This window comes from Flavobacterium resistens, from assembly GCF_900182645.1.
GTDB classification, from domain to species: Bacteria; Bacteroidota; Bacteroidia; order Flavobacteriales; family Flavobacteriaceae; genus Flavobacterium; species Flavobacterium resistens.
In genome coordinates this window covers 731,224-749,432 of the sequence record NZ_FXTA01000002.1, presented here as the reverse complement: position 1 = coordinate 749,432, position 18,209 = coordinate 731,224, and the positions used below count along the sequence as shown (strand labels likewise).

19 protein-coding genes are annotated in these 18,209 nt (G+C 33.4%); 8 read left to right on the top strand and 11 right to left on the bottom strand.

Annotation, left to right across the window (positions count from 1 at the left end):
* Nucleotides 1–2: 2 nt before the first annotated feature.
* From aat to FN795_RS09290, 3 genes are all read right to left on the bottom strand, one after another.
* The gene (aat, locus tag FN795_RS09300) at nucleotides 3–647 is read right to left on the bottom strand and encodes a leucyl/phenylalanyl-tRNA--protein transferase (RefSeq protein ID WP_142450351.1); all 645 of its coding nucleotides are present in this window, start codon (nucleotides 645–647) and stop codon (nucleotides 3–5) included.
* A 128-nt stretch (nucleotides 648–775) separates the two neighbouring features.
* Nucleotides 776–1,147 carry a DUF3127 domain-containing protein gene (locus tag FN795_RS09295; RefSeq protein WP_035645378.1) on the bottom strand — a complete coding sequence of 124 codons (372 nt, stop codon included), beginning with the start codon at nucleotides 1,145–1,147 and terminating at the stop codon, nucleotides 776–778.
* 31 nt (nucleotides 1,148–1,178) lie between these two features.
* A complete protein-coding gene (locus FN795_RS09290) occupies nucleotides 1,179–2,054 on the bottom strand; it encodes a flavin reductase family protein (protein WP_142450350.1) in 876 nt (291 codons plus the stop codon).
* Between the two features lie 159 nt (nucleotides 2,055–2,213).
* Between FN795_RS09290 and FN795_RS09285 the strand changes: the two genes are divergently transcribed.
* Nucleotides 2,214–3,365, top strand: a complete 1,152-nt coding sequence (locus FN795_RS09285) for a sensor histidine kinase (protein ID WP_142450349.1) — start codon at nucleotides 2,214–2,216, stop codon at nucleotides 3,363–3,365.
* Between the two features lie 42 nt (nucleotides 3,366–3,407).
* Here FN795_RS09285 and FN795_RS09280 read toward each other — a convergent pair whose 3' ends face one another.
* Together FN795_RS09280 and greA are read right to left on the bottom strand one after the other, a co-directional pair.
* On the bottom strand, nucleotides 3,408–3,797 hold the full coding sequence (locus FN795_RS09280) for an HIT family protein (protein ID WP_142450348.1): 390 nt from the start codon (nucleotides 3,795–3,797) through the stop codon (nucleotides 3,408–3,410).
* A 71-nt stretch (nucleotides 3,798–3,868) separates the two neighbouring features.
* Nucleotides 3,869–4,345, bottom strand: coding sequence for a transcription elongation factor GreA (greA, locus tag FN795_RS09275; RefSeq protein ID WP_029271926.1), 477 nt, complete (start codon nucleotides 4,343–4,345; stop codon nucleotides 3,869–3,871).
* 155 nt (nucleotides 4,346–4,500) lie between these two features.
* On the opposite strand from greA, the gene FN795_RS09270 reads away from it, so the two are divergent.
* Nucleotides 4,501–4,914 carry a Rieske (2Fe-2S) protein gene (locus FN795_RS09270; protein WP_142450347.1) on the top strand — a complete coding sequence of 138 codons (414 nt, stop codon included), beginning with the start codon at nucleotides 4,501–4,503 and terminating at the stop codon, nucleotides 4,912–4,914.
* Between the two features lie 42 nt (nucleotides 4,915–4,956).
* On the opposite strand, the gene FN795_RS09265 is transcribed toward FN795_RS09270, so the two are convergent.
* The 5 genes from FN795_RS09265 to FN795_RS09245 form a co-directional block, all read right to left on the bottom strand.
* Entirely contained in the window at nucleotides 4,957–7,119 is a 2,163-nt protein-coding gene (locus tag FN795_RS09265) for a TonB-dependent receptor (protein ID WP_142450346.1), read from the bottom strand.
* Between the two features lie 259 nt (nucleotides 7,120–7,378).
* The gene (arfB, locus tag FN795_RS09260) at nucleotides 7,379–7,783 is read right to left on the bottom strand and encodes an alternative ribosome rescue aminoacyl-tRNA hydrolase ArfB (RefSeq protein WP_142450345.1); all 405 of its coding nucleotides are present in this window, start codon (nucleotides 7,781–7,783) and stop codon (nucleotides 7,379–7,381) included.
* Nucleotides 7,783–9,897, bottom strand: a complete 2,115-nt coding sequence (locus tag FN795_RS09255; RefSeq protein ID WP_142450344.1) for a DUF4301 family protein — start codon at nucleotides 9,895–9,897, stop codon at nucleotides 7,783–7,785. The genes arfB and FN795_RS09255 overlap by 1 nt, the downstream gene beginning before the upstream one ends.
* The gene (gene pnuC / locus FN795_RS09250) at nucleotides 9,858–10,481 is read right to left on the bottom strand and encodes a nicotinamide riboside transporter PnuC (RefSeq protein WP_035645401.1); all 624 of its coding nucleotides are present in this window, start codon (nucleotides 10,479–10,481) and stop codon (nucleotides 9,858–9,860) included. Before pnuC ends, FN795_RS09255 begins: the two co-directional genes overlap by 40 nt.
* A 22-nt stretch (nucleotides 10,482–10,503) precedes the next feature.
* Nucleotides 10,504–11,232: a geranylgeranylglyceryl/heptaprenylglyceryl phosphate synthase gene (locus FN795_RS09245; RefSeq protein WP_142450343.1), complete on the bottom strand. Its 729-nt coding sequence runs from the start codon at nucleotides 11,230–11,232 to the stop codon at nucleotides 10,504–10,506.
* 94 nt (nucleotides 11,233–11,326) lie between these two features.
* On the opposite strand from FN795_RS09245, the gene FN795_RS09240 reads away from it, so the two are divergent.
* From FN795_RS09240 to FN795_RS09230, 3 genes are all read left to right on the top strand, one after another.
* Nucleotides 11,327–11,923, top strand: a complete 597-nt coding sequence (locus tag FN795_RS09240) for a Crp/Fnr family transcriptional regulator (RefSeq protein WP_142450342.1) — start codon at nucleotides 11,327–11,329, stop codon at nucleotides 11,921–11,923.
* Between the two features lie 82 nt (nucleotides 11,924–12,005).
* A complete protein-coding gene (locus FN795_RS09235) occupies nucleotides 12,006–12,293 on the top strand; it encodes a hypothetical protein (protein WP_035645408.1) in 288 nt (95 codons plus the stop codon).
* The gene (locus FN795_RS09230; protein ID WP_142450341.1) at nucleotides 12,290–12,688 is read left to right on the top strand and encodes a group III truncated hemoglobin; all 399 of its coding nucleotides are present in this window, start codon (nucleotides 12,290–12,292) and stop codon (nucleotides 12,686–12,688) included. Before FN795_RS09235 ends, FN795_RS09230 begins: the two co-directional genes overlap by 4 nt.
* A gap of 27 nt (nucleotides 12,689–12,715) precedes the next feature.
* Here FN795_RS09230 and FN795_RS09225 read toward each other — a convergent pair whose 3' ends face one another.
* Nucleotides 12,716–13,366, bottom strand: coding sequence for a 4'-phosphopantetheinyl transferase family protein (locus tag FN795_RS09225; protein ID WP_142450340.1), 651 nt, complete (start codon nucleotides 13,364–13,366; stop codon nucleotides 12,716–12,718).
* Between the two features lie 306 nt (nucleotides 13,367–13,672).
* On the opposite strand from FN795_RS09225, the gene ahcY reads away from it, so the two are divergent.
* The 3 genes from ahcY (at nucleotide 13,673) to FN795_RS09210 (ending at nucleotide 18,131) form a co-directional block, all read left to right on the top strand.
* Complete coding sequence (gene ahcY / locus FN795_RS09220; RefSeq protein WP_142450339.1) at nucleotides 13,673–14,989, top strand: adenosylhomocysteinase; 1,317 nt, start codon at nucleotides 13,673–13,675, stop codon at nucleotides 14,987–14,989.
* A 164-nt stretch (nucleotides 14,990–15,153) separates the two neighbouring features.
* Nucleotides 15,154–15,627, top strand: a complete 474-nt coding sequence (locus FN795_RS09215; protein WP_142450338.1) for a hypothetical protein — start codon at nucleotides 15,154–15,156, stop codon at nucleotides 15,625–15,627.
* Nucleotides 15,628–15,812: 185 nt separating this feature from the next.
* Nucleotides 15,813–18,131, top strand: coding sequence for a patatin-like phospholipase family protein (locus FN795_RS09210; RefSeq protein WP_142450337.1), 2,319 nt, complete (start codon nucleotides 15,813–15,815; stop codon nucleotides 18,129–18,131).
* Nucleotides 18,132–18,209: the final 78 nt, after the last annotated feature.

The following is an 18,209-nucleotide window of genomic DNA, read 5'->3' as shown; positions in this document are numbered from 1 at the left end:
TTTTATTTACTTTTTAAAATGGACATAAATTCCTCGCGATCAATTTCCCGACAGCCTAAACTCTCTAAATGCGCATTATAAACTTGACAATCCAATAATTTGTAATTTTCTTTTTTCAAATATAATGCTAAAGCAATAAAAGCTGTTTTTGAAGCATTTGAAACTTTAGAAAACATACTTTCTCCGCAAAAAACATTTCCTTTTCCCAAATCTATTCCATACAAACCACCAACTAGAACCTCATCCTGCCAAACCTCAACCGATTTTGCAAATCCTTCTTCATTCAGTTTGCAATAAGCTTCTATCATTTCATCAGAAATCCAGGTTCCATTTTGTCCATCTCGTTTTATTTGCTGGCAATTCGAAATTACTTCTCTGAAATTTTTATTGTAAGTCACCTTGAACATTTTCTGGTTCAGAATCTTTCGCATACTTTTGGATATTACGAGTTCATCAAAAAACAGAACCATTCTCGGATCTGGCGCCCACCACAAAATCGGCTCTCCTTCATTAAACCAAGGAAAAATACCGCTTTTATAGGCTAATTGTAAACGTTCTGAACTTAAATCGCCACCAATTGCCAAAATGCCTTCTTCATCAGCCTCGGTTACTGGAGGAAAAAATAAATCGTTGAATAAATAATACATTTTTTTAGTATTCAATAATGAAAAACCTAAATTTCAGGTTATTGAAATTTCAAACAAAAAATTCCAAATCCCAAATTCAGTCGAATGAATTGGAATTTGGAATTTATCTTTTCGATTTTAAACCTTTATTAGAACGGTAAATCGTCTGGTTCGTCTTCGTTTATGCTTGTTGCTGGTGCAAAAGTTTCTGCAGCTGGCATTGGCGCGCCTTGTGCAGGACCTTCTGGTGCTAATCTTTCGATTCTCCAACCTTGAATACTATTGAAATATCTAGTTTCTCCTTGTGGATTAACCCATTCTCTTCCTCTTAAATTGATAGAAACTTTTACTGCTTCACCTAGTTTATAGCTGCTTAACAAATCGCATTTATCTTGTGTAAATTCGATTAAAATATGCTGTGGATACTGCTCATCTGTAGTTACTACTAATTCTCTTTTTTTGAATGAAGCACTAACTTGTTGCTCAGGATTTACCACTTTTACTTTTCCTATAACTTCCATCTTCGTCTATAATTAATTATTGTTTCTATTCTTATTTTTTGGCTAAAAGCACTTTCCAAGCCGAGGCAATATCGTCATTATTAAGATATTTTTTGGCTTCTAAATGAATTTTTTCCTGATCATCTGAGCTTAAAACGCCTTTCACAGAAAAATTTTCTTTCACAAATATACTAACTTCTTCCGTTGTAGGCAAGGCTTCTATATTTCCTAATTTTCCGAGGTCATTCCCATTAAACACAGGGCTTTCCTTCACAAAATTCGGAATTGCATCTACTCCAACTCCTAAAGTTGTAAGCGGTTTTGGCACTTCAAAAAGTCCTTCATTCGATCTTGAATACCAATTTGCTCCCAATCTTGAAACCAAATCAATTTTGTGCTGATCGATTGCTCCGTTTTCATCTAAAATTGATTCGTGGATATGCATTTTCACTACTTCGCACAAAACCAGATTTCCAGCTCCTCCTTCTGTTCCTAACGGAATAATCTGCGTAACCTTGCATTCAAACTGAACCGGAGATTCTTTTACACGATACGGCTTTACAATATCAGACGGAATTTGAGTCAAACCCGCTTTTATAAATTCGTTTACGCCTTCTGCATATTCTGTACTTGCCAGCGAAGTCTGTTGTACAATATCAAAATTAACCACATTTATTACAACTTCTTTTGTTGCTTCAACGTTGATTAATGTGTGTTTTACCGTATTGTCGCGAACACGTCTTGCAGGCGAAAAAACCAAAATTGGCGGATTAGCACTAAACACATTAAAGAAACTGAAGGGAGATAAATTAGGAATTCCTTTTGCACTAATTGTACTCGCAAACGCAATCGGACGTGGCCCTACTGAACTTTGCAGATAACCATGTAATTTTGCCGTTGGTATCTCTTTTGGATCGATGCTAATCATATATTTTCTTTTTAACCAAACCTCATTTTGGTAACTGCAAAAGTATAGAAATCGTTTAATTCGGAGAAATACTTTAGGACATAAAAACAAAAATCTTTCAGGAACTGCAAAATATAAAATGCGTATATTTCGTTATATTTATACCTCAAAAATTAATTTATGCATTTTTCTGAACGCAGAAATACAACTCGCTGGGTTATAATTCTTATTTCCTTTTTAATCATCACTTTGATTCTTTGGAATACTTATACTTTCTTCCAAATTTTCAAAAATGAAGAGCGTCTGAAAATGAAGCTTTTTGCCAATGCGCAGATTACAATCGTAAATGCCGATGAAAATACTGATGTAGAGCTTCCGCTTCAGATTTTCAGCAACAATACTTCAATTCCTGTTGTATTGATGTTGTATGATAACGTTGTTAGTTCTAAAAATGTTCCTGAAGAAATTTTAAATGACCAAAAAAAATTAAAATCGTTTTTAAACAATTTAAGAAACGAAAATGAACCCATAACTTTTGAATATGCTCCGGGAAAATACCAAATCCTATATTATGGTAATTCAGCGCTGCTCAATAAACTGAAATATTATCCAATTGCACTTTTGTTAATTGTATTTCTTTGTGTTGCATTGATTTACAACTTTTACAAAAGCACAAAAATGGCCACACAGAACAAACTTTGGGCTGGAATGGCAAAGGAAACAGCGCATCAAATTGGTACGCCTTTATCATCTTTAATTGGCTGGATTGAGATTTTAAAAACTGAAGATATTGATTCATCGATAACTTCTGAAATCGAAAAAGACATTAACCGATTGCAAACGATTACGGATCGTTTTTCTAAAATTGGTTCTGTACCGGTTTTAGAAACTCATGATATTGTTTCAGAAACCTTAAATGCATTTAAATACTTGCAATCGCGTTTTTCAAAACAAGTTGCTTTTTCATATCATACTCCTAACGAACCAATTATGGTTCAGATAAATCCAATTCTTTACAGTTGGACAATTGAAAATTTAGTAAAAAATGCTATTGATGCAATGAAAGGAAAAGGAAATTTGGAACTTCAAATTGAACAAGATCACTATCATGTAAAAATAAATGTGAAAGATTCTGGAACCGGAATCCCAAAAAAACAATTCAAAACCATTTTTGAAACTGGTTTTACAACCAAAAAACGAGGCTGGGGCTTGGGACTTTCATTAACTAAAAGAATTGTTGAAGAATATCATAGTGGCAAAATCAAAGTTTTACATTCTGAAATTGGAAAGGGAACTACATTTCAGATTTCTTTAAATAAAAAAATGCAGTAGATAATTTTACTGCATTTTTTATATTTTATAAAAAGTCAAACTTTACAAATTCGACTGAATACTTTTAGCCAAAGCTTCAAACTCTTCTTTTGAAAGTGAAACTTTATCTATAAAACGCATTTCATCCATATGATTCAGCGGAATCAAATGCACATGCGTATGAGGAACTTCTAACCCAACAACGGCAACTCCTACTCTTTTGCACGGAACTGTTTTTTCTAAAGCAATTGCAATTTTCTTAGAAAATTTCATTAAGCCTAAATACAGTTCATCATCCATATCAAAAATCTTGTCGATTTCTTGTTTCGGAATACAAAGTGTATGTCCTTTTGCGTTTGGATTTACATCTAAAAAAGCCAAGAAATTTTCATCTTCAGCGATTTTATATGCAGGAATTTCTCCGTTTACTATTTTAGTGAATATTGATGCCATTTTTTCGGGTTAATCGTTTAACTGTTTATTCGTTTAACCGATTAAACAGTTAAACGATTAAACTAAAATATTTAGTCTCTTGAAATTTCAAGAATTTCAAATTTCAAAACACCATTTGGAACTGTAATTTCGGCTACTTCTCCAACAGATTTTCCTAGTAAGCCTTTTCCAATAGGAGAAGTCACTGAGATTTTTCCAGTTTTCAAGTCGGCTTCACTTTCAGCAACAAGTGTATATTTCATTTCCATTCCGTTGCTTTGGTTTTTAATTTTTACATTAGATAAAACCAATGCTTTCGAAACATCCAATTGTGATTCGTCAATTAATCTTGCATTAGAATACACTTCTTCCAGCTTAGCAATTCTCATTTCTAATAAACCCTGTGCTTCTTTTGCTGCATCATATTCTGCATTCTCAGATAAATCACCTTTATCTCTCGCCTCTGCTATATCTTGAGATGCCTTTGGACGCATTACACTTTTTAAATGCTCCAATTCATCTTTCAACTTTTTTAATCCTTCTGCTGTATAATAAGATACTTTACTCATAACTTCATCGTTTATATAAATACAAAAAATCCCATCGGGACGGGATTTTGTATTACAAATATACTATTATTTTTAATAGAACATAATTATATGTTAATCATATAAAAATCAAAACTAAATATTTTATTTTTGTTTCATTAATCCTTACTAAAAGAATGAAAAAAATCTGGCTCTTAATCGTCTTTGTTTGTGCACTTTCTGCTTGTAGCGACAGTCAACGCAGCAATAAAAACCCTTACATTCCTAATTACTCTGTTAATTTGTCTGTAGATATGAATTTGCCTGCATATTCAAACCTTAAATTTGTAAGTAATGGAGTGATTGTTCCAAATTTTGGAGCAAAAGGGATTATCATTTTTAATGCTGGAAACTCTTATAATGCTTTTGATGCTGCGTGTCCAAATCAGGAAATTAATTCTTGTGCCGCAATGACAATTGACGGCATATATGCAGTTTGCTCTTGTGACAAAGTACAATACAGCTTATTTACAGGACTTGGTTCAAAAGAATATCCTCTTAAACAATATAAAGTCGAAGTTGTAGGATCTGTGATTCATGTATATAATTAAAATAAAAAAGCCTGAAAATTAAATTTCAGGCTTTTTCTTTTTTTAGAATTTCAAAGTCAATCCGGCTAAGAAATTAATTCCTGCCTGCGGATAGTAATACGGATAAACATCCCACATGTATCCGTTTGAAACATATTTCTTATCCAAAATATTATTTACCATACCTGTAATCATAATCGATTTGAAAACCGATTTTGGCTTAATTTCATACGAAACATTCAAATCGTTTACAAAATAATCTGCCAGTTTTGCTGATGGCAATTCAATATTATTCATGTATTGTTCTCCAACATATTTCTGTAATAATGAAATATGCAGATTTTGAATCGGACTGTAAACAATTATATTTCCGGCAATAACTTCTGGTGAATAAGCAATTTTAGTTGTTCCGTAATTTTGACCTTCAACAGCCAAATCAACATTTTTATTACTGCTTAAAGTAAAGTTTGGTCGAAGAATAAATTGTTCCGAAAGTTTAATTGTAGCATCAAATTCAAATCCTAAACGGTAACTTTTGTCTGTATTAGAACGAATTGGCGCTCCAACATCATCTAATGTTCCCGTCAAAATAAGCTGATCTTTATATGCCATATAATAGAAATTAGAATTCAACTGAAAATTCTCTGAGTTAAATCTCCAACCTAATTCAAAATCATTTAATTTTTCTGGTTTTACATTTCCACCTTCATAATCGGTTCTGTTTGGTTCGCGGTTAGCGCGTGCATACGAAAAGTACAAAGTATTTTTTTGATTGATTGCGTAGTTCAAACCAGCTTTTGGATTAAAGAAATTGAAATTATCATCAACAACTCCAGTTTCATATGAATTCGCTTTATACTTTACATTTCTATATTGCAAATCGCCATAAAAACTTAATTTTTCAGTGAATTGATAATTGGCTTTCGCGAAAATATTTCCGTCTGTTTTTGTCGAAAAATCATCATAATAATGATCTCCCAATTCTGAGTTTGAAGCATATCTCGCCCAAATCACTTTTCCATAATGATCTCCTTCGTATTTATTCCAGCCTCCTCCAAAAATAACATCCAGTTTTTCATCTTTATATTTTACAGAAAAAGTAGTTCCGTAAAAATCATTATCTAACCATTTTTGACGCACCAAATCTGTCGTTGTAACTGCTCCAACTGGATTTAAATTATAATCGGCCATATCGGCATCTTCCTTATAATTTTCGTAGTAACCTTTTCCTTTTGTATAATGAACAGCCAAATTGCTGCTCCATTTATCCGAAAATGATTCACTCCAATGCAGCTGATAATGGTCTTGCTGATAATTATCGGTTTCATTGTCGTAAAAACGAACATTTCCAGATTCATCTGTATACATTCCTGCTGAGTTGAAAGTACGGTTTTCGTTCATAGTTTCACCGTCGATTCCGTTCCAGGATTGATATGTTTTTTCAGTTCCGCCAAAAACCAAAGCTTTAATCAATGTTGTTTTTCCAACATAAGTTCCTTGAAGAAAATACGATTTCAAATCAGAACTTGCTCTGTCTATATAACCGTCAGATTTAATTCTAGACAAACGTCCAGCCAATTCAAAATGATCGTTTAGCAAACCTGTACTGAATTTTACTGTGTTTTTCTGAGAATTAAAACTTCCAAAAGAACTTGAAATTTCTCCATTAGCTTTTGAAGCGTAGTTATCCGTCAACATGTTTAAACTTGCTCCAAAAGCTCCAGAACCATTTGTTGAAGTTCCTACTCCTCTTTGCAATTGCAGACTTTCTACAGAAGAAGCAAAATCGGGCATATTTACCCAGAAAGTTCCTTGGCTTTCGGCATCATTATACGGAATTCCGTTGATTGTAACATTCACACGAGTTGCATCGCTTCCGCGGACTCTGATTCCACTATAACCAATTCCGTTTCCAGCATCAGAAGTTGTAACTACCGAAGGAAGATAATTCATCAAAGTAGGAATATCTTGTCCCAGATTTCTGAATTTGATTTCTTTTTTATCCATGTTACTAAAAGTAACCGGAGTTTTTGAAGTCACACGAACCGCAGAAACCAAAACATCATCAAGCTGATTAACTTTAGTAGAATCCTGTTCTTGCGCGAAAGAAAATAGTGTGAAGAAACCAGAAGAAAGAAGAAAGAAAATAGATTTGGTTCTGCTCATTTTTTGAACCTTAGAACCTTTGTAACTTAGTACCTCAGTACCTTTAAAAATAGTTTTCATTCGTAAAAAATTACGAATAAAAGGGGGAATTATTCTTTGTTAAATTAATAAATTGTTTCACGACAAAATAAAGTGTGCACGCTTGATAGTGTCGTTTTTTCCCTTAGCAACATTACTCGCTCAGGTTCTTTGGGTATGATCTCAGCTCGTTATTTAGAGCACCCCTTTGAGACAATGCAAATGTAATGTTAAAAAATCAAACTCCAAAAAAACAAATTCCAAATTCCAGAAATCAAAATGACTTTTTGGAATTTGGAATTTAATCTAAGTTTGGTTTTCTTCTCGATTGTTTTATTTCAGAAACATTCTTCTTGTCCTTAATTCTTTTCTTAATTACAGATTTAGGAACTTTTGTAGCTTTACGAACTTTCGGAACAAACAATCCTTTTTTTATGATTTCCAAAAAACGTTTTGTAACAATATCTTTGTTTTTAAGCTGGCTTCGATCTTCATCACAATTTAAAATTAAGATATTTTCAGAAGTTAAACGTGCTGTAATATTAGTTTGCAAAAGCAGTTTTTCTTCATCAGACAAAGCTTGTGAAGCATTCAAATCAAAAGACAAAACTACTTTTGATGATACTTTGTTCACGTTTTGTCCGCCAGCTCCACTGCTGCGAACGGCTTTAAAACTTAATTCTGATATAATTTTATCAATATCCATTATTGTGGCTGATGTGGTGCTTTTAATAAATCGTTTACCGTTTTCACCGGATTAAAAGTTATTAACGGAACAGCAACAAAAATAGTTAACCAATGTGCCATTGAGCCATTCCACAAACCTGGAAGTTCGTAATTCTTTACCGTTTTGCCTTCAACACTTTTCTCAACTATAAAACCTGCTTTATGATCTACAAACTGCTGTAAATCAAATTTTTGATTTTTATAATTTCTAATTCCGCAAACTAAATCTACTGGATTAAAGTGTGTCGATTCAGCTAAAATCTTAGCCTGTTTTTTATCCGATAAATCAACTTGAGAAGTTTCAACAATCTGAAGTGATTTTATTCCTTTATTGCTCATAACCCAAAACGGTCCTCCACCTGGTTCTCCTTCATTTTTCACCATCCCACAAACTCTGATCGGGCGATTTAAAAGTTCTTTTACTTTGTTGATTTTATTCTCAAAAGTAAACATATTGAAATCACTTGAGATTTCGATATTTAACTCTTTAGTCAGAAAAAGAACTATTTCATTTAATTCTTTTTCTCCTATTTTTTGCGCATCAATCGCATTCAAATAGCCAAAAACCTTTTGTTGTGCTTCAATCAAAATTCCCGCCAGCGCTTTTTTATACAAAGTAATTTTGTCAATATGATTCTGAATCACATTGTCAATATTTTTAATAAAAATAACATCTGCTTCTAATGTGCTTAAATTCTCAATTAACGCACCATGTCCGCCTGGCCTGAAAACCAAGGCTTCATTTTTATCTCTTACCAATCTGTTTTTTGTATCAACCGCAATCGAATCAGTGCTTGCATTTTGATATGAATAACCAATATTTATCTGAATTCCAGAAGCCTTCTCTACTTTTTCTTTAAGAACCTCAATTTCTTTTTCAAATAATTCCTGATGCGCCTCAGTTACCGTGAAATGAAGGTTCGAAACTTGATTTGAAGATGCATAATGTACACATTCGTTCAAATGTTCTTCAATCGGATTTGCGATATGATCTTTATATTTATGAAAAGGCAATACTGCTTTTGGCTTATCTGCGAACGCAAAATAATCCTGTGAAAGCAACGTTTTTATGAAATAATAATTCTTGTAGTCTTGCTCTAAATTTTCAAAATCAGGATAAATTGATCTCAGCTTTTTATCAACTGCCTTAAAAAAAGGAAACTTGTCCATTCCAACTATAAAAATCGAAAGTTCTTTGTCCTTTTGTCTGTTTATATAAGCGTTTATTGTTTCTTTTTCAATATCAAAGTCATTCAAAAAGGCTCTTAAAAACTTAAACATTCTTGTTGCAGCTCCAGAAGCGGGAACAAATTTTTTAATTTTCAGATTTTCTTTTTGAGCGTCAAAATAGGCTGCTTTCTCTTCAAATTCAATTTCTGAAAAAGCCAAAATCCCATTTTCTGTTGTTGCCGGACTTATTAAATTGCTTTTTGTAATTCCTCTTTTGAAAATTTTTAGTTGTTTCAAAACACTTTCAATAGAAATTCCTTGCTCATAAAGTTGCACAAAATCTTCTGACGAAAAACCACGTTCTTTAGCAATAGTAAGCTCTTCAATAATTGAAGTTGCTTTTGCTAAGCGACTTTCTTTATTTCCTGAAAGAATTATAAAGGGCTTTTTTGTTTGTATCAAACTTTGTTTAAAAACAGAAAAAACAGTTTCTCTTCCGTCTGGTGTATCTCTAATATCATCTTTTTCCCATGGAACATCAATATCGGTCAGGAAAAACAGATCATATTCGTGTTCCAGTGCTGCTTCATTTAAAAGCGGATCACAGAAACCATAATACATTTCAGAGAAAACTTTGGTCACCATCAAATTCGTATCGCAGAACAAATATTTTTTTGCCTGAGAAAGTTTTTCATTTTCCAAAGCGGTTTGTCCGTATGCAATAGGCATCATATCATCGGCCACGCAAATGTGCTGATTTTCCTCCCATTTTTCTTGTAAATAGTCGCGTGCAAACTCAGGAACCCATTCGGTTTCGTAATATTCTGCAAGTTGTTTTGCTAAAGTTGTTTTTCCTGTACTTTCAGGCCCAAACAAAGCAATTTTTATGATAGTTGTTTTTTGCTGTCTAAGATTTTTCTCCATTCTAAATAAGCTGAAATAGCCAAAATTGTAAAAATTAAATATTGAAGTGACAGCATCCCTAAGCCGCGATAAGCATAAAGAGGCACAACAATTATATCGCCAATAATCCAAAGTGTCCAGTTTTCGATTTTTTTCCTGGCCATGTACCACATTCCCGCAAAAAATATTCCCGACGAAATCATATCGACATAATTGTCTGGATTGATTGTATAGTCAAAATATTTATAAATGCCGAAAACTACAAAAACGGTTACAATAAATAGTACGATTCCGATTATTTTTTCATTAAAACTTGTACGAGTTATAGGTAAATTATCCTCAACGGAGCCGCCACGCGCCCATACATACCAACCATAAATACTCATAATGGAGAAATAACCATTGATAATCATATCGCCAATATAACCCGCAATGTATAGCAAATACACCGAAATTACTGTTGCGATAAGTCCTGTTGGATACACCCAGATATTTTCTTTTTTAGCAAACCAAACGCTTAAAATCCCGCAGACAAAAACTAAAAATTCTAAAATAATATGCCATAGTGGAGCATTCTTATAATTTTCGAAAAAAAAATCTATCATTTGGTTAAACTGTTTTTGGTTTTTATGATTCAAAAAAGTGGCTGTCGTTTTCAAAAGCAGTTCCAATAACTACTAAATCAGCGCCAGCTTTATACGCATTTTGAATTCCGTGCAAATCTACAATTCCTCCGCCAACAATTATAGGAATTTCTATATTTTGCGCAATTAACTGTATCATTTTCAGAGGAACTGCATTTTTAGCGCCGCTTCCGGCTTCTAAATACACTAATTTATTTCCTAGCATTTCACCCGCTTGTGCAGTAGCCAGAACCAAATCGAAATTTTCACGGTTAAGCGGTTTTGTTTTACTAACACGTGCAACCGCAGTTTCATTCCCGCTTTCGATCAAAATATAGCCTGTAGAAATTACTTCAAGATTTGTTTTTTTCAGAATTGGCGCCGCCTGAACCTGATATTCAATCAAATAATCCGGATTTCTGCCTGATAGTAATGATAGAAATAAAATAGCATCGGCTTGAGGTGAAATCTGCGACGGATCGCCTGGAAATATAACAACCGGAAGTTTTGTTTTTTGTTTTAACTGGGCAATCAGATCTTCTAAAATTGTAGCTTGCACAATACTGCCGCCAACAAAAATATGTGTAGCTGGAGACTGATTTATTTTATCAATTAAATGATCCAAGTTTTCCAAAACAATTTTATCAGGATCTAAAAGAACTGCCAGCAATTTGCGGCCCTCTTTTTTGGCTTCTAAAATCTGTTGATGGATATTAAATATTCTTTGCTGCATAATGGCCGTAAAAGTAAAAGTTTTTAATGTAGAAGAACTATTTTGAATAAATTATATTTGTATAGCTGCTTTTGATAACCAATGAAACAAATGTATGATTGCTCCTGAATTATTAGAAAAATATGGCGTTGTAAAGAAGTCTTTCGACAAAAATGAAATTATTTTTGAAGAAGGAATTTTTCCTGCAAATTATTATCAGGTTCTTTCTGGCGAAGTCAAAATGAGCAATTATAATGATGAAGGTCGCGAATTTATTCAGGGAATATTTTACAAAGAACAATCTTTTGGCGAACCTCCTTTGTTTTTAAACCAAAAATATCCTGCAAATGCAATTGCGGTTGATAACAGCGAAATTCTTCTTCTTCCAAAATCAAACTTTATGAAACTGCTGGAAGAAAACCCAAAAATCAGCATTAAAATCATTGAGAATTTAGCACAGCGATTGTACTATAAATCCGTTATGGCTGCCGAGATTTCAACGCAGGAGCCAGAACATCGAGTTTTAAAATTAATCGATCACGGAATTGCTTATTTCAATTTCAAAAAAGATGCAAATGGCTACCTCATCAATTTTACCCGTCAACAAATTGGAGATTTGACCGGACTGCGTGTTGAAACGGTAATCAGAACAATAAAAAATTTGGAAAAAAAAGGCGAATTGAAGATTATAAACCGAAAAGTATATCGATAAAAAAGTTCTTGTTTTATGATTAAAATCATAAAACCGAGCAGTATTGTGCCTGTACCTTTGTTGGTATAAAAATCACAATATCATGACACTATATCAATCAACATTCGACATTTTTAATAAAAATTACATGGGTTCTGCTGCAATGGCAGTAATTGGTCAAAGCTGTTTAGGCGGCGCTGCAGCAATGTACGTTTTATCTAACGGAACTTCTATTTTTCAAATGATTCAGCTGGCTATTATCGTTTTAGCTTGTATCTTTGTAAACACTTCAATTTTGGCACAAATGAAACACAAGGTAGTTTTTAACCTTTTGATTCTGAGTTCAGTTTTAAGTGTATTGTTTATTTTATTAAATACTCTCATTCTGTGAAAAAGCAAATAGAAAATAGAGATGATGTTTCTTTTCTAGTGCATCAGTTCTATGCTAAAATAAGAGCCGATGAAGAAATCGGCTTTTATTTTAATAAAATGATTTCTGATTGGGATGCGCATCTCGAAAAACTGACTGATTTTTGGGAAACTAATTTATTTGCGATTCGCAAGTATAAAGGAAATCCGCATGCAGTTCATAATGAAGTTGATGCTCATTTTGATGGAAAAATCACAACAAATGAATTCGGAATCTGGCTGAATCATTGGTTCCAGACTATCGACGAACATTTTGAAGGCGAAAATGCTGATACATTAAAAAGACGCGCCCGAAAAATGACTACTTTTTTATATATGAGTATGTTTCAGCATCGAAAAAAGGAAAACGAAGCTTAAATTGAAAACTGCTACTGAAACTAAAATCTATTTTTCAAAAGCATAAACCAAAGTAAACTTACCTTCAAAATTATCTGATTTTATTTCTTCATAATGCACATTAAAATCTTTTATCAGATTATCAAAATGAAGACTTGCCTCAGTTTGGCTTTTCTTTAAAGAAAAATCATTAACGTTGATATGATCTTTAAAACTGATTCCTTTTTCGTTTCTGATTTTAAAGATTGCTTCTTTGGCTCCCCAAATTACGGTAAGCTTTTTTATGTATTCTTCTTTTGACGACGGATCTAAATATTCACTTTCATAATCCGTAAATTTATCGCCTATTCGAATAATTTTTTCACGCTGTAATTCCATGTCAATTCCTACCGTTTCATGGCTTATGATAATAGCTGCAAAATGGTACGAATGCGTTATTGAAATGTAATTGTGACAATCAAAATAAGGTTTCCCGAATTCGTCATAATGCAAATCTTTATCGGTAAAACCCATTTCCTGAATAAGCATTCGAACACTCAAAAAAGCACGTTGATGCATTTGTGATTTCATTCCGTCTAGTCTTCGCTGCGTTTTTTCTTTTAAAGTTACGCGACTATACAATTCCTCAAAAGACTCGGTTATTTCCCAAATTAAAATTTTAGTGGTTTCGTTGAACTGTATGGTTTGAAATAAAGGCATTACGTTTTTAATTATGAATTATGAGTTGTGAATTATGAGTTTTAAACCATATAAGTGATATAAGAAAATATAACTGCTGGTTCAAAAAAATGCATTACGTAAATTTAAGCAATTCAAAACGAAGCACATTACAAAGAATCCTTTTTTAAATGAACTTATAACACTTATATGGTTTAAATCGTTTTATAAACTAATGTTCTAAAAATTAAGAAATTAAAGATTTCACAAATCTGACAGAAATTAGTAAAAATAAAAAGGTATTCCGTAAATTTGCAAAAAATTTACAATTATACAAATATAATATAAATGAGTACTACAACTACGCCATATGTGGCTTACAAAGTAAAAGACATTTCTCTAGCGGCTTGGGGAAGAAAAGAAATTGAACTAGCAGAAGCTGAAATGCCAGGTTTAATGGCACTTCGCGCTGAATATAAAGACGAACAACCTCTTGCAGGTGCTCGTATTGCTGGATGTTTGCACATGACGATTCAAACTGCTGTTTTGATCGAAACTTTAATTGCTCTTGGTGCAGAAGTTACTTGGTCTTCTTGTAACATTTTCTCTACTCAGGATCAGGCTGCTGCTGCTATTGCTGCTGCCGGAATTTCAGTTTATGCTTGGAAAGGTCTTGACGAAAAATCATTTGACTGGTGTATTGAGCAAACTTTATTCTTTGGTGAAGACAGAAAACCATTGAACATGATTCTTGATGACGGTGGAGATTTAACTAATATGGTTATTGATCGTTACCCAGAATTAGTTCCTGGAATTAAAGGTCTTTCTGAGGAAACTACAACTGGTGTTCACAGACTTTACGAAAGAGTAAAAGCTGGAACATTACCAATGCCTGCAATCAACATTAATGACTCTGTTACTAAATCTAAATTTGATAACAAATACGGATGTAAAGAATCTGCTGTAGATGCTGTACGTCGTGCAACTGACTTAATGTTAGCTGGAAAAAGAGTTGTAGTTTGCGGATACGGTGACGTTGGAAAAGGAACTGCAGCTTCTTTCAGAGGTGCTGGATCTATTGTAACTGTTACTGAAATCGACCCAATTTGTGCTTTACAAGCTGCAATGGACGGTTATGAAGTTAAAAAATTAAACACTGTAATTGCTAATGCTGACATCATCATTACAACTACAGGAAATAAAGATATCGTTCTTGGAGAGCACTTCGAGCAAATGAAAGACAAAACTGTTGTTTGTAACATCGGACACTTTGATAACGAAATTGATATGGCTTGGTTGAACAAAAACCACGGTGCATCAAAAATCGAAATCAAACCTCAGGTTGACAAATATACAATCGCTGGAAAAGATATCATCATTTTAGCTGAAGGTCGTTTAGTAAACCTTGGTTGTGCTACAGGTCACCCAAGTTTTGTAATGAGTAACTCATTTACAAACCAAACTTTGGCTCAAATCGAATTATGGAAAAACAGCGCTGCTTACAACAATGACGTTTACATGTTGCCAAAACATTTAGATGAAAAAGTTGCTGCTTTGCACTTAGCTAAATTAGGCGTTGAACTTGAAGTTTTAAGAGAAGATCAAGCTGCTTACATTGGTGTTGAAGTTCAAGGTCCATTCAAACCAGAGTACTACAGATACTAAATAATTTAAGATTTTAGTCCCGATATCTATCGGGATTAGATTTTTAAATTACATATTCAAACCCGACAGATTTTAAAAACCTGTCGGGTTTTGTTTTTAATTTAAATTAATTAAGCTGTTTTTCTTAAATATAAATATATTTTTGGGACATCAAAAACCAATTAATGAAAACACATTTTATTCTATTACTATTATTGATCTTTGCTTTTCCTTTTTTTGCAATTGCCCAAAATTCTGATATGTCTAAACCTGAATTGCAACATACGTTGTATCCTTGGATGGAACCAAAGCTTCCTAAAAAAATAGATAGCAACAAAAACCTTTATAAAGGTAAAGTGCAAAGAGCAAAAAACAGACTTGCAAGAGAAGAACAAAGACTTATAAAACTTGGACAAAAAGAATGGGAAATAGAATTAGATTTAAGAGCGCAGCTTGAAAATCTGAAACAACTTGAAAATTCTACAGAAAAAAGTGGCGATCCCGATCATCAAAAAAATATTGAAAAAGCCAAAATACAAATAGCTAAATCTCAGGAAAAGTTAAATAAGGCTAAAACTGAAGTAGAATTAAGCACCAAAATACTTAATGACTGTGAAATAGCCTTAAAGGATGCCAGACTTGTAAAATACGGTTCTTAAAAAATATCTCAAACCCGACAGATTTTTAAAATCTGTCGGGTTTTCTGTTTTTAAGTAATAAATGAAATCCCTATTTATGAACAGAAAAAAGATTTCTTTCAAAAAATATACTTTGTAAAGAATAACTGCTTAATTTTAAGAATTCAAATAAGTTACTATTTATCAACTACATAAATACTGTACTATTGAAAAAAACATCTTATTTATTCGTCTTCTTATTTATATTGTGTCTCCCGCACATTATTTTTTCTCAGGAAAAAAAACCTAAAGTTGTTTTGGTCTTAAGCGGTGGTGGAGCAAAAGGAATTGCTCATATTCCGCTTTTGCAAAAACTGGATTCTCTGCACATTGTTCCAGACCTTATTGTTGGAAACAGTATGGGAAGTGTTATTGGAGGTCTGTACGCTATGGGATATTCTGGTGACAGTATTGAAAATTTAACCAAAAGTATAAATTGGGACAAACTACTCGGTGGAGGTCAATCATTACGATCTGTAAGTGCCGAAGAAAAAAGGGAATTTCAGAGATATGTAGTAGGAATAGGCGTTAAAGACGGAAAACTCAATAGCGTTGGTTCTCTGCTAAATGATCAGAATCTAAGAGAATATCTTTCTGAATTGACCTTTCCTGTTTATAATGTTAGGGATTTTGACAGCCTTCCGATACCTTTTAGGGCTATGGCTACAGACTTGGCAGAGGGCAAAGAAGTCATTTTAAGCAAAGGCAGTTTAGCTTATGCCATGCGGGCCAGTATGTCCTTGCCTGCGATTTTCAAACCGATGCCTTATGAGAAAACAGTATTGGTAGATGGAGGTGTATTAAATAATTTCCCGACTGACGTTGCTAAACAAATGGGTGCCGATATCATTATTGGAAGTGACGTAGGAGGCGGAATGGAACCAACGGATAAACTCAACAATCTGATGACGATTTTGATGCAAACGAGTATGTTTCCGAGCAACATTAAAAATCCAGCAAATCGTGATCTTTGTACAATATTGGTCGATCACTTACCCAACTTGCGCTTCTCAACCGCCGATTTTGCAGACAGCAACGAAATATACAAAGATGGCAAAATAGCAACAAATCAAAATCTTCCGGCATTAATTGCTTTATCAGAAAAACTTAAAGCATTTCCGCAACGAACTCATGGATTGCCTGATATGCCTAAAGAATTTGTTCTAGATACTATAGTTTATAAAAAAATAAGTCCAGAAAACCTTCCTTTAGTAGTAGGAAGAGCAAACCTTAAAACACACGTAAAATACACTACCAAAGATTTAATAGCAGGAATTAACAGAGCCATGGGAACCAATCTTTTTGATGAAATTACATACAGCTATTTCGTCAAAGACGGGAACAAACTCGGAATTACCTTGTTTGGATTTGAACGCGCCAAAAATCAACTCAACACCTCTATACATTATGATACTTACAGAGGTGTCGGAATCATTTTTAATTACACAGGCAGGAATATTCTTGCTGATGCATCTCGCCTACTGGTAACGATCGATATTGCCGAACAACCAAAAGCCAGAATCAATTATCAAAAGAATTTTGGCGGCCACAGAGAATGGTGGTGGGCAACTGAAGCATATGGCGCCTTATTGCGACAAGAAATTTACATAAATGGCAAAGCCTCAGACAATATCCTTTATAATGCTTTTGAATTCAACAATGAAATAAACAGAAATTTAAATTCCCTGAAAAGTTATTTTGGTTTTGGCCTAAACTATCATTACACCAATTTAAAGCCAAAATACGATCGCGAATACAATCCAAATTCTATTTCACTAACGAATTACAGTTTTAATAACATTGAATTCAACATGCATTATTCTTATAATGATATGGATAAAGTTTTCTTTGCCACAAATGGAACCATAATAAAATCAAATGTAGCACGATCATTTCTTACCGATATTAATTCTTCATATTCTGACCCAGATATAACCGACATTTCCGGCTCAACAAATGGATACACAAAATTTGGCTTTAGTCTTGAAAAGAGACTGCTCTTAAAAAAGAAAATTACCGGAATTGTCGGGTTTGATTCTTATTTTATTTTTCAGGATAAACTTAAAAATCATCAAATTCCGTTTTCAGATTTTGGTTATGCTTCAAAATATTTTATAGGTGGAATTATTCCGAGTTCTGGCAGTAATCGTTTTTCCTTTGCAGGTCTGCACGAAGACGAACTCAATGTCACACAATATATGGATCTTAAACTAGGATCTCAAATAAATATTACCGGAAAAATTTATCTGACGCCTCATTTTAATATTGCAAGCGTTGGTTTTGGCACTTTTGATGAATATATAAAGCACGCATTTAATCCAAAAGGAAATTGGGATGAAAATTTAGAATCTAGTCTCGTAATATCAGGAGGAGCTGCAATTTCTTATCAATCTATTTTAGGTCCAATTCATTTTGATACTTCCTGGATAAATAATATTGACAAAGTTAGATTGTTTTTTAGCGTTGGATTGTCACTAAATCCGTAATAGTTTTCAAAAGCTTTTTTTTTATAATGTCGGGCTATCCGCTCCGCCGCGGCGGACTGCTCCTATCCCTCACGCACA

Coding starts and splice junctions, on each gene's coding strand:
- greA (WP_029271926.1), bottom strand. CDS start 4,345: ATGAGTAAAGTATCTTATTATACAGCAGAAGGATTAAAAAAGTTGAAA.
- FN795_RS09215 (WP_142450338.1), top strand. CDS start 15,154: ATGAAAACACATTTTATTCTATTACTATTATTGATCTTTGCTTTTCCT.
- FN795_RS09270 (WP_142450347.1), top strand. CDS start 4,501: ATGAAAAAAATCTGGCTCTTAATCGTCTTTGTTTGTGCACTTTCTGCT.
- FN795_RS09245 (WP_142450343.1), bottom strand. CDS start 11,232: ATGCAGCAAAGAATATTTAATATCCATCAACAGATTTTAGAAGCCAAA.
- FN795_RS09280 (WP_142450348.1), bottom strand. CDS start 3,797: ATGGCATCAATATTCACTAAAATAGTAAACGGAGAAATTCCTGCATAT.
- arfB (WP_142450345.1), bottom strand. CDS start 7,783: ATGGATATTGATAAAATTATATCAGAATTAAGTTTTAAAGCCGTTCGC.
- pnuC (WP_035645401.1), bottom strand. CDS start 10,481: ATGATAGATTTTTTTTTCGAAAATTATAAGAATGCTCCACTATGGCAT.
- FN795_RS09285 (WP_142450349.1), top strand. CDS start 2,214: ATGCATTTTTCTGAACGCAGAAATACAACTCGCTGGGTTATAATTCTT.
- aat (WP_142450351.1), bottom strand. CDS start 647: ATGTATTATTTATTCAACGATTTATTTTTTCCTCCAGTAACCGAGGCT.
- FN795_RS09235 (WP_035645408.1), top strand. CDS start 12,006: ATGACACTATATCAATCAACATTCGACATTTTTAATAAAAATTACATG.
- FN795_RS09295 (WP_035645378.1), bottom strand. CDS start 1,147: ATGGAAGTTATAGGAAAAGTAAAAGTGGTAAATCCTGAGCAACAAGTT.
- FN795_RS09255 (WP_142450344.1), bottom strand. CDS start 9,897: ATGGAGAAAAATCTTAGACAGCAAAAAACAACTATCATAAAAATTGCT.
- FN795_RS09240 (WP_142450342.1), top strand. CDS start 11,327: ATGATTGCTCCTGAATTATTAGAAAAATATGGCGTTGTAAAGAAGTCT.
- FN795_RS09225 (WP_142450340.1), bottom strand. CDS start 13,366: ATGCCTTTATTTCAAACCATACAGTTCAACGAAACCACTAAAATTTTA.
- FN795_RS09290 (WP_142450350.1), bottom strand. CDS start 2,054: ATGATTAGCATCGATCCAAAAGAGATACCAACGGCAAAATTACATGGT.
- FN795_RS09265 (WP_142450346.1), bottom strand. CDS start 7,119: ATGAAAACTATTTTTAAAGGTACTGAGGTACTAAGTTACAAAGGTTCT.
- ahcY (WP_142450339.1), top strand. CDS start 13,673: ATGAGTACTACAACTACGCCATATGTGGCTTACAAAGTAAAAGACATT.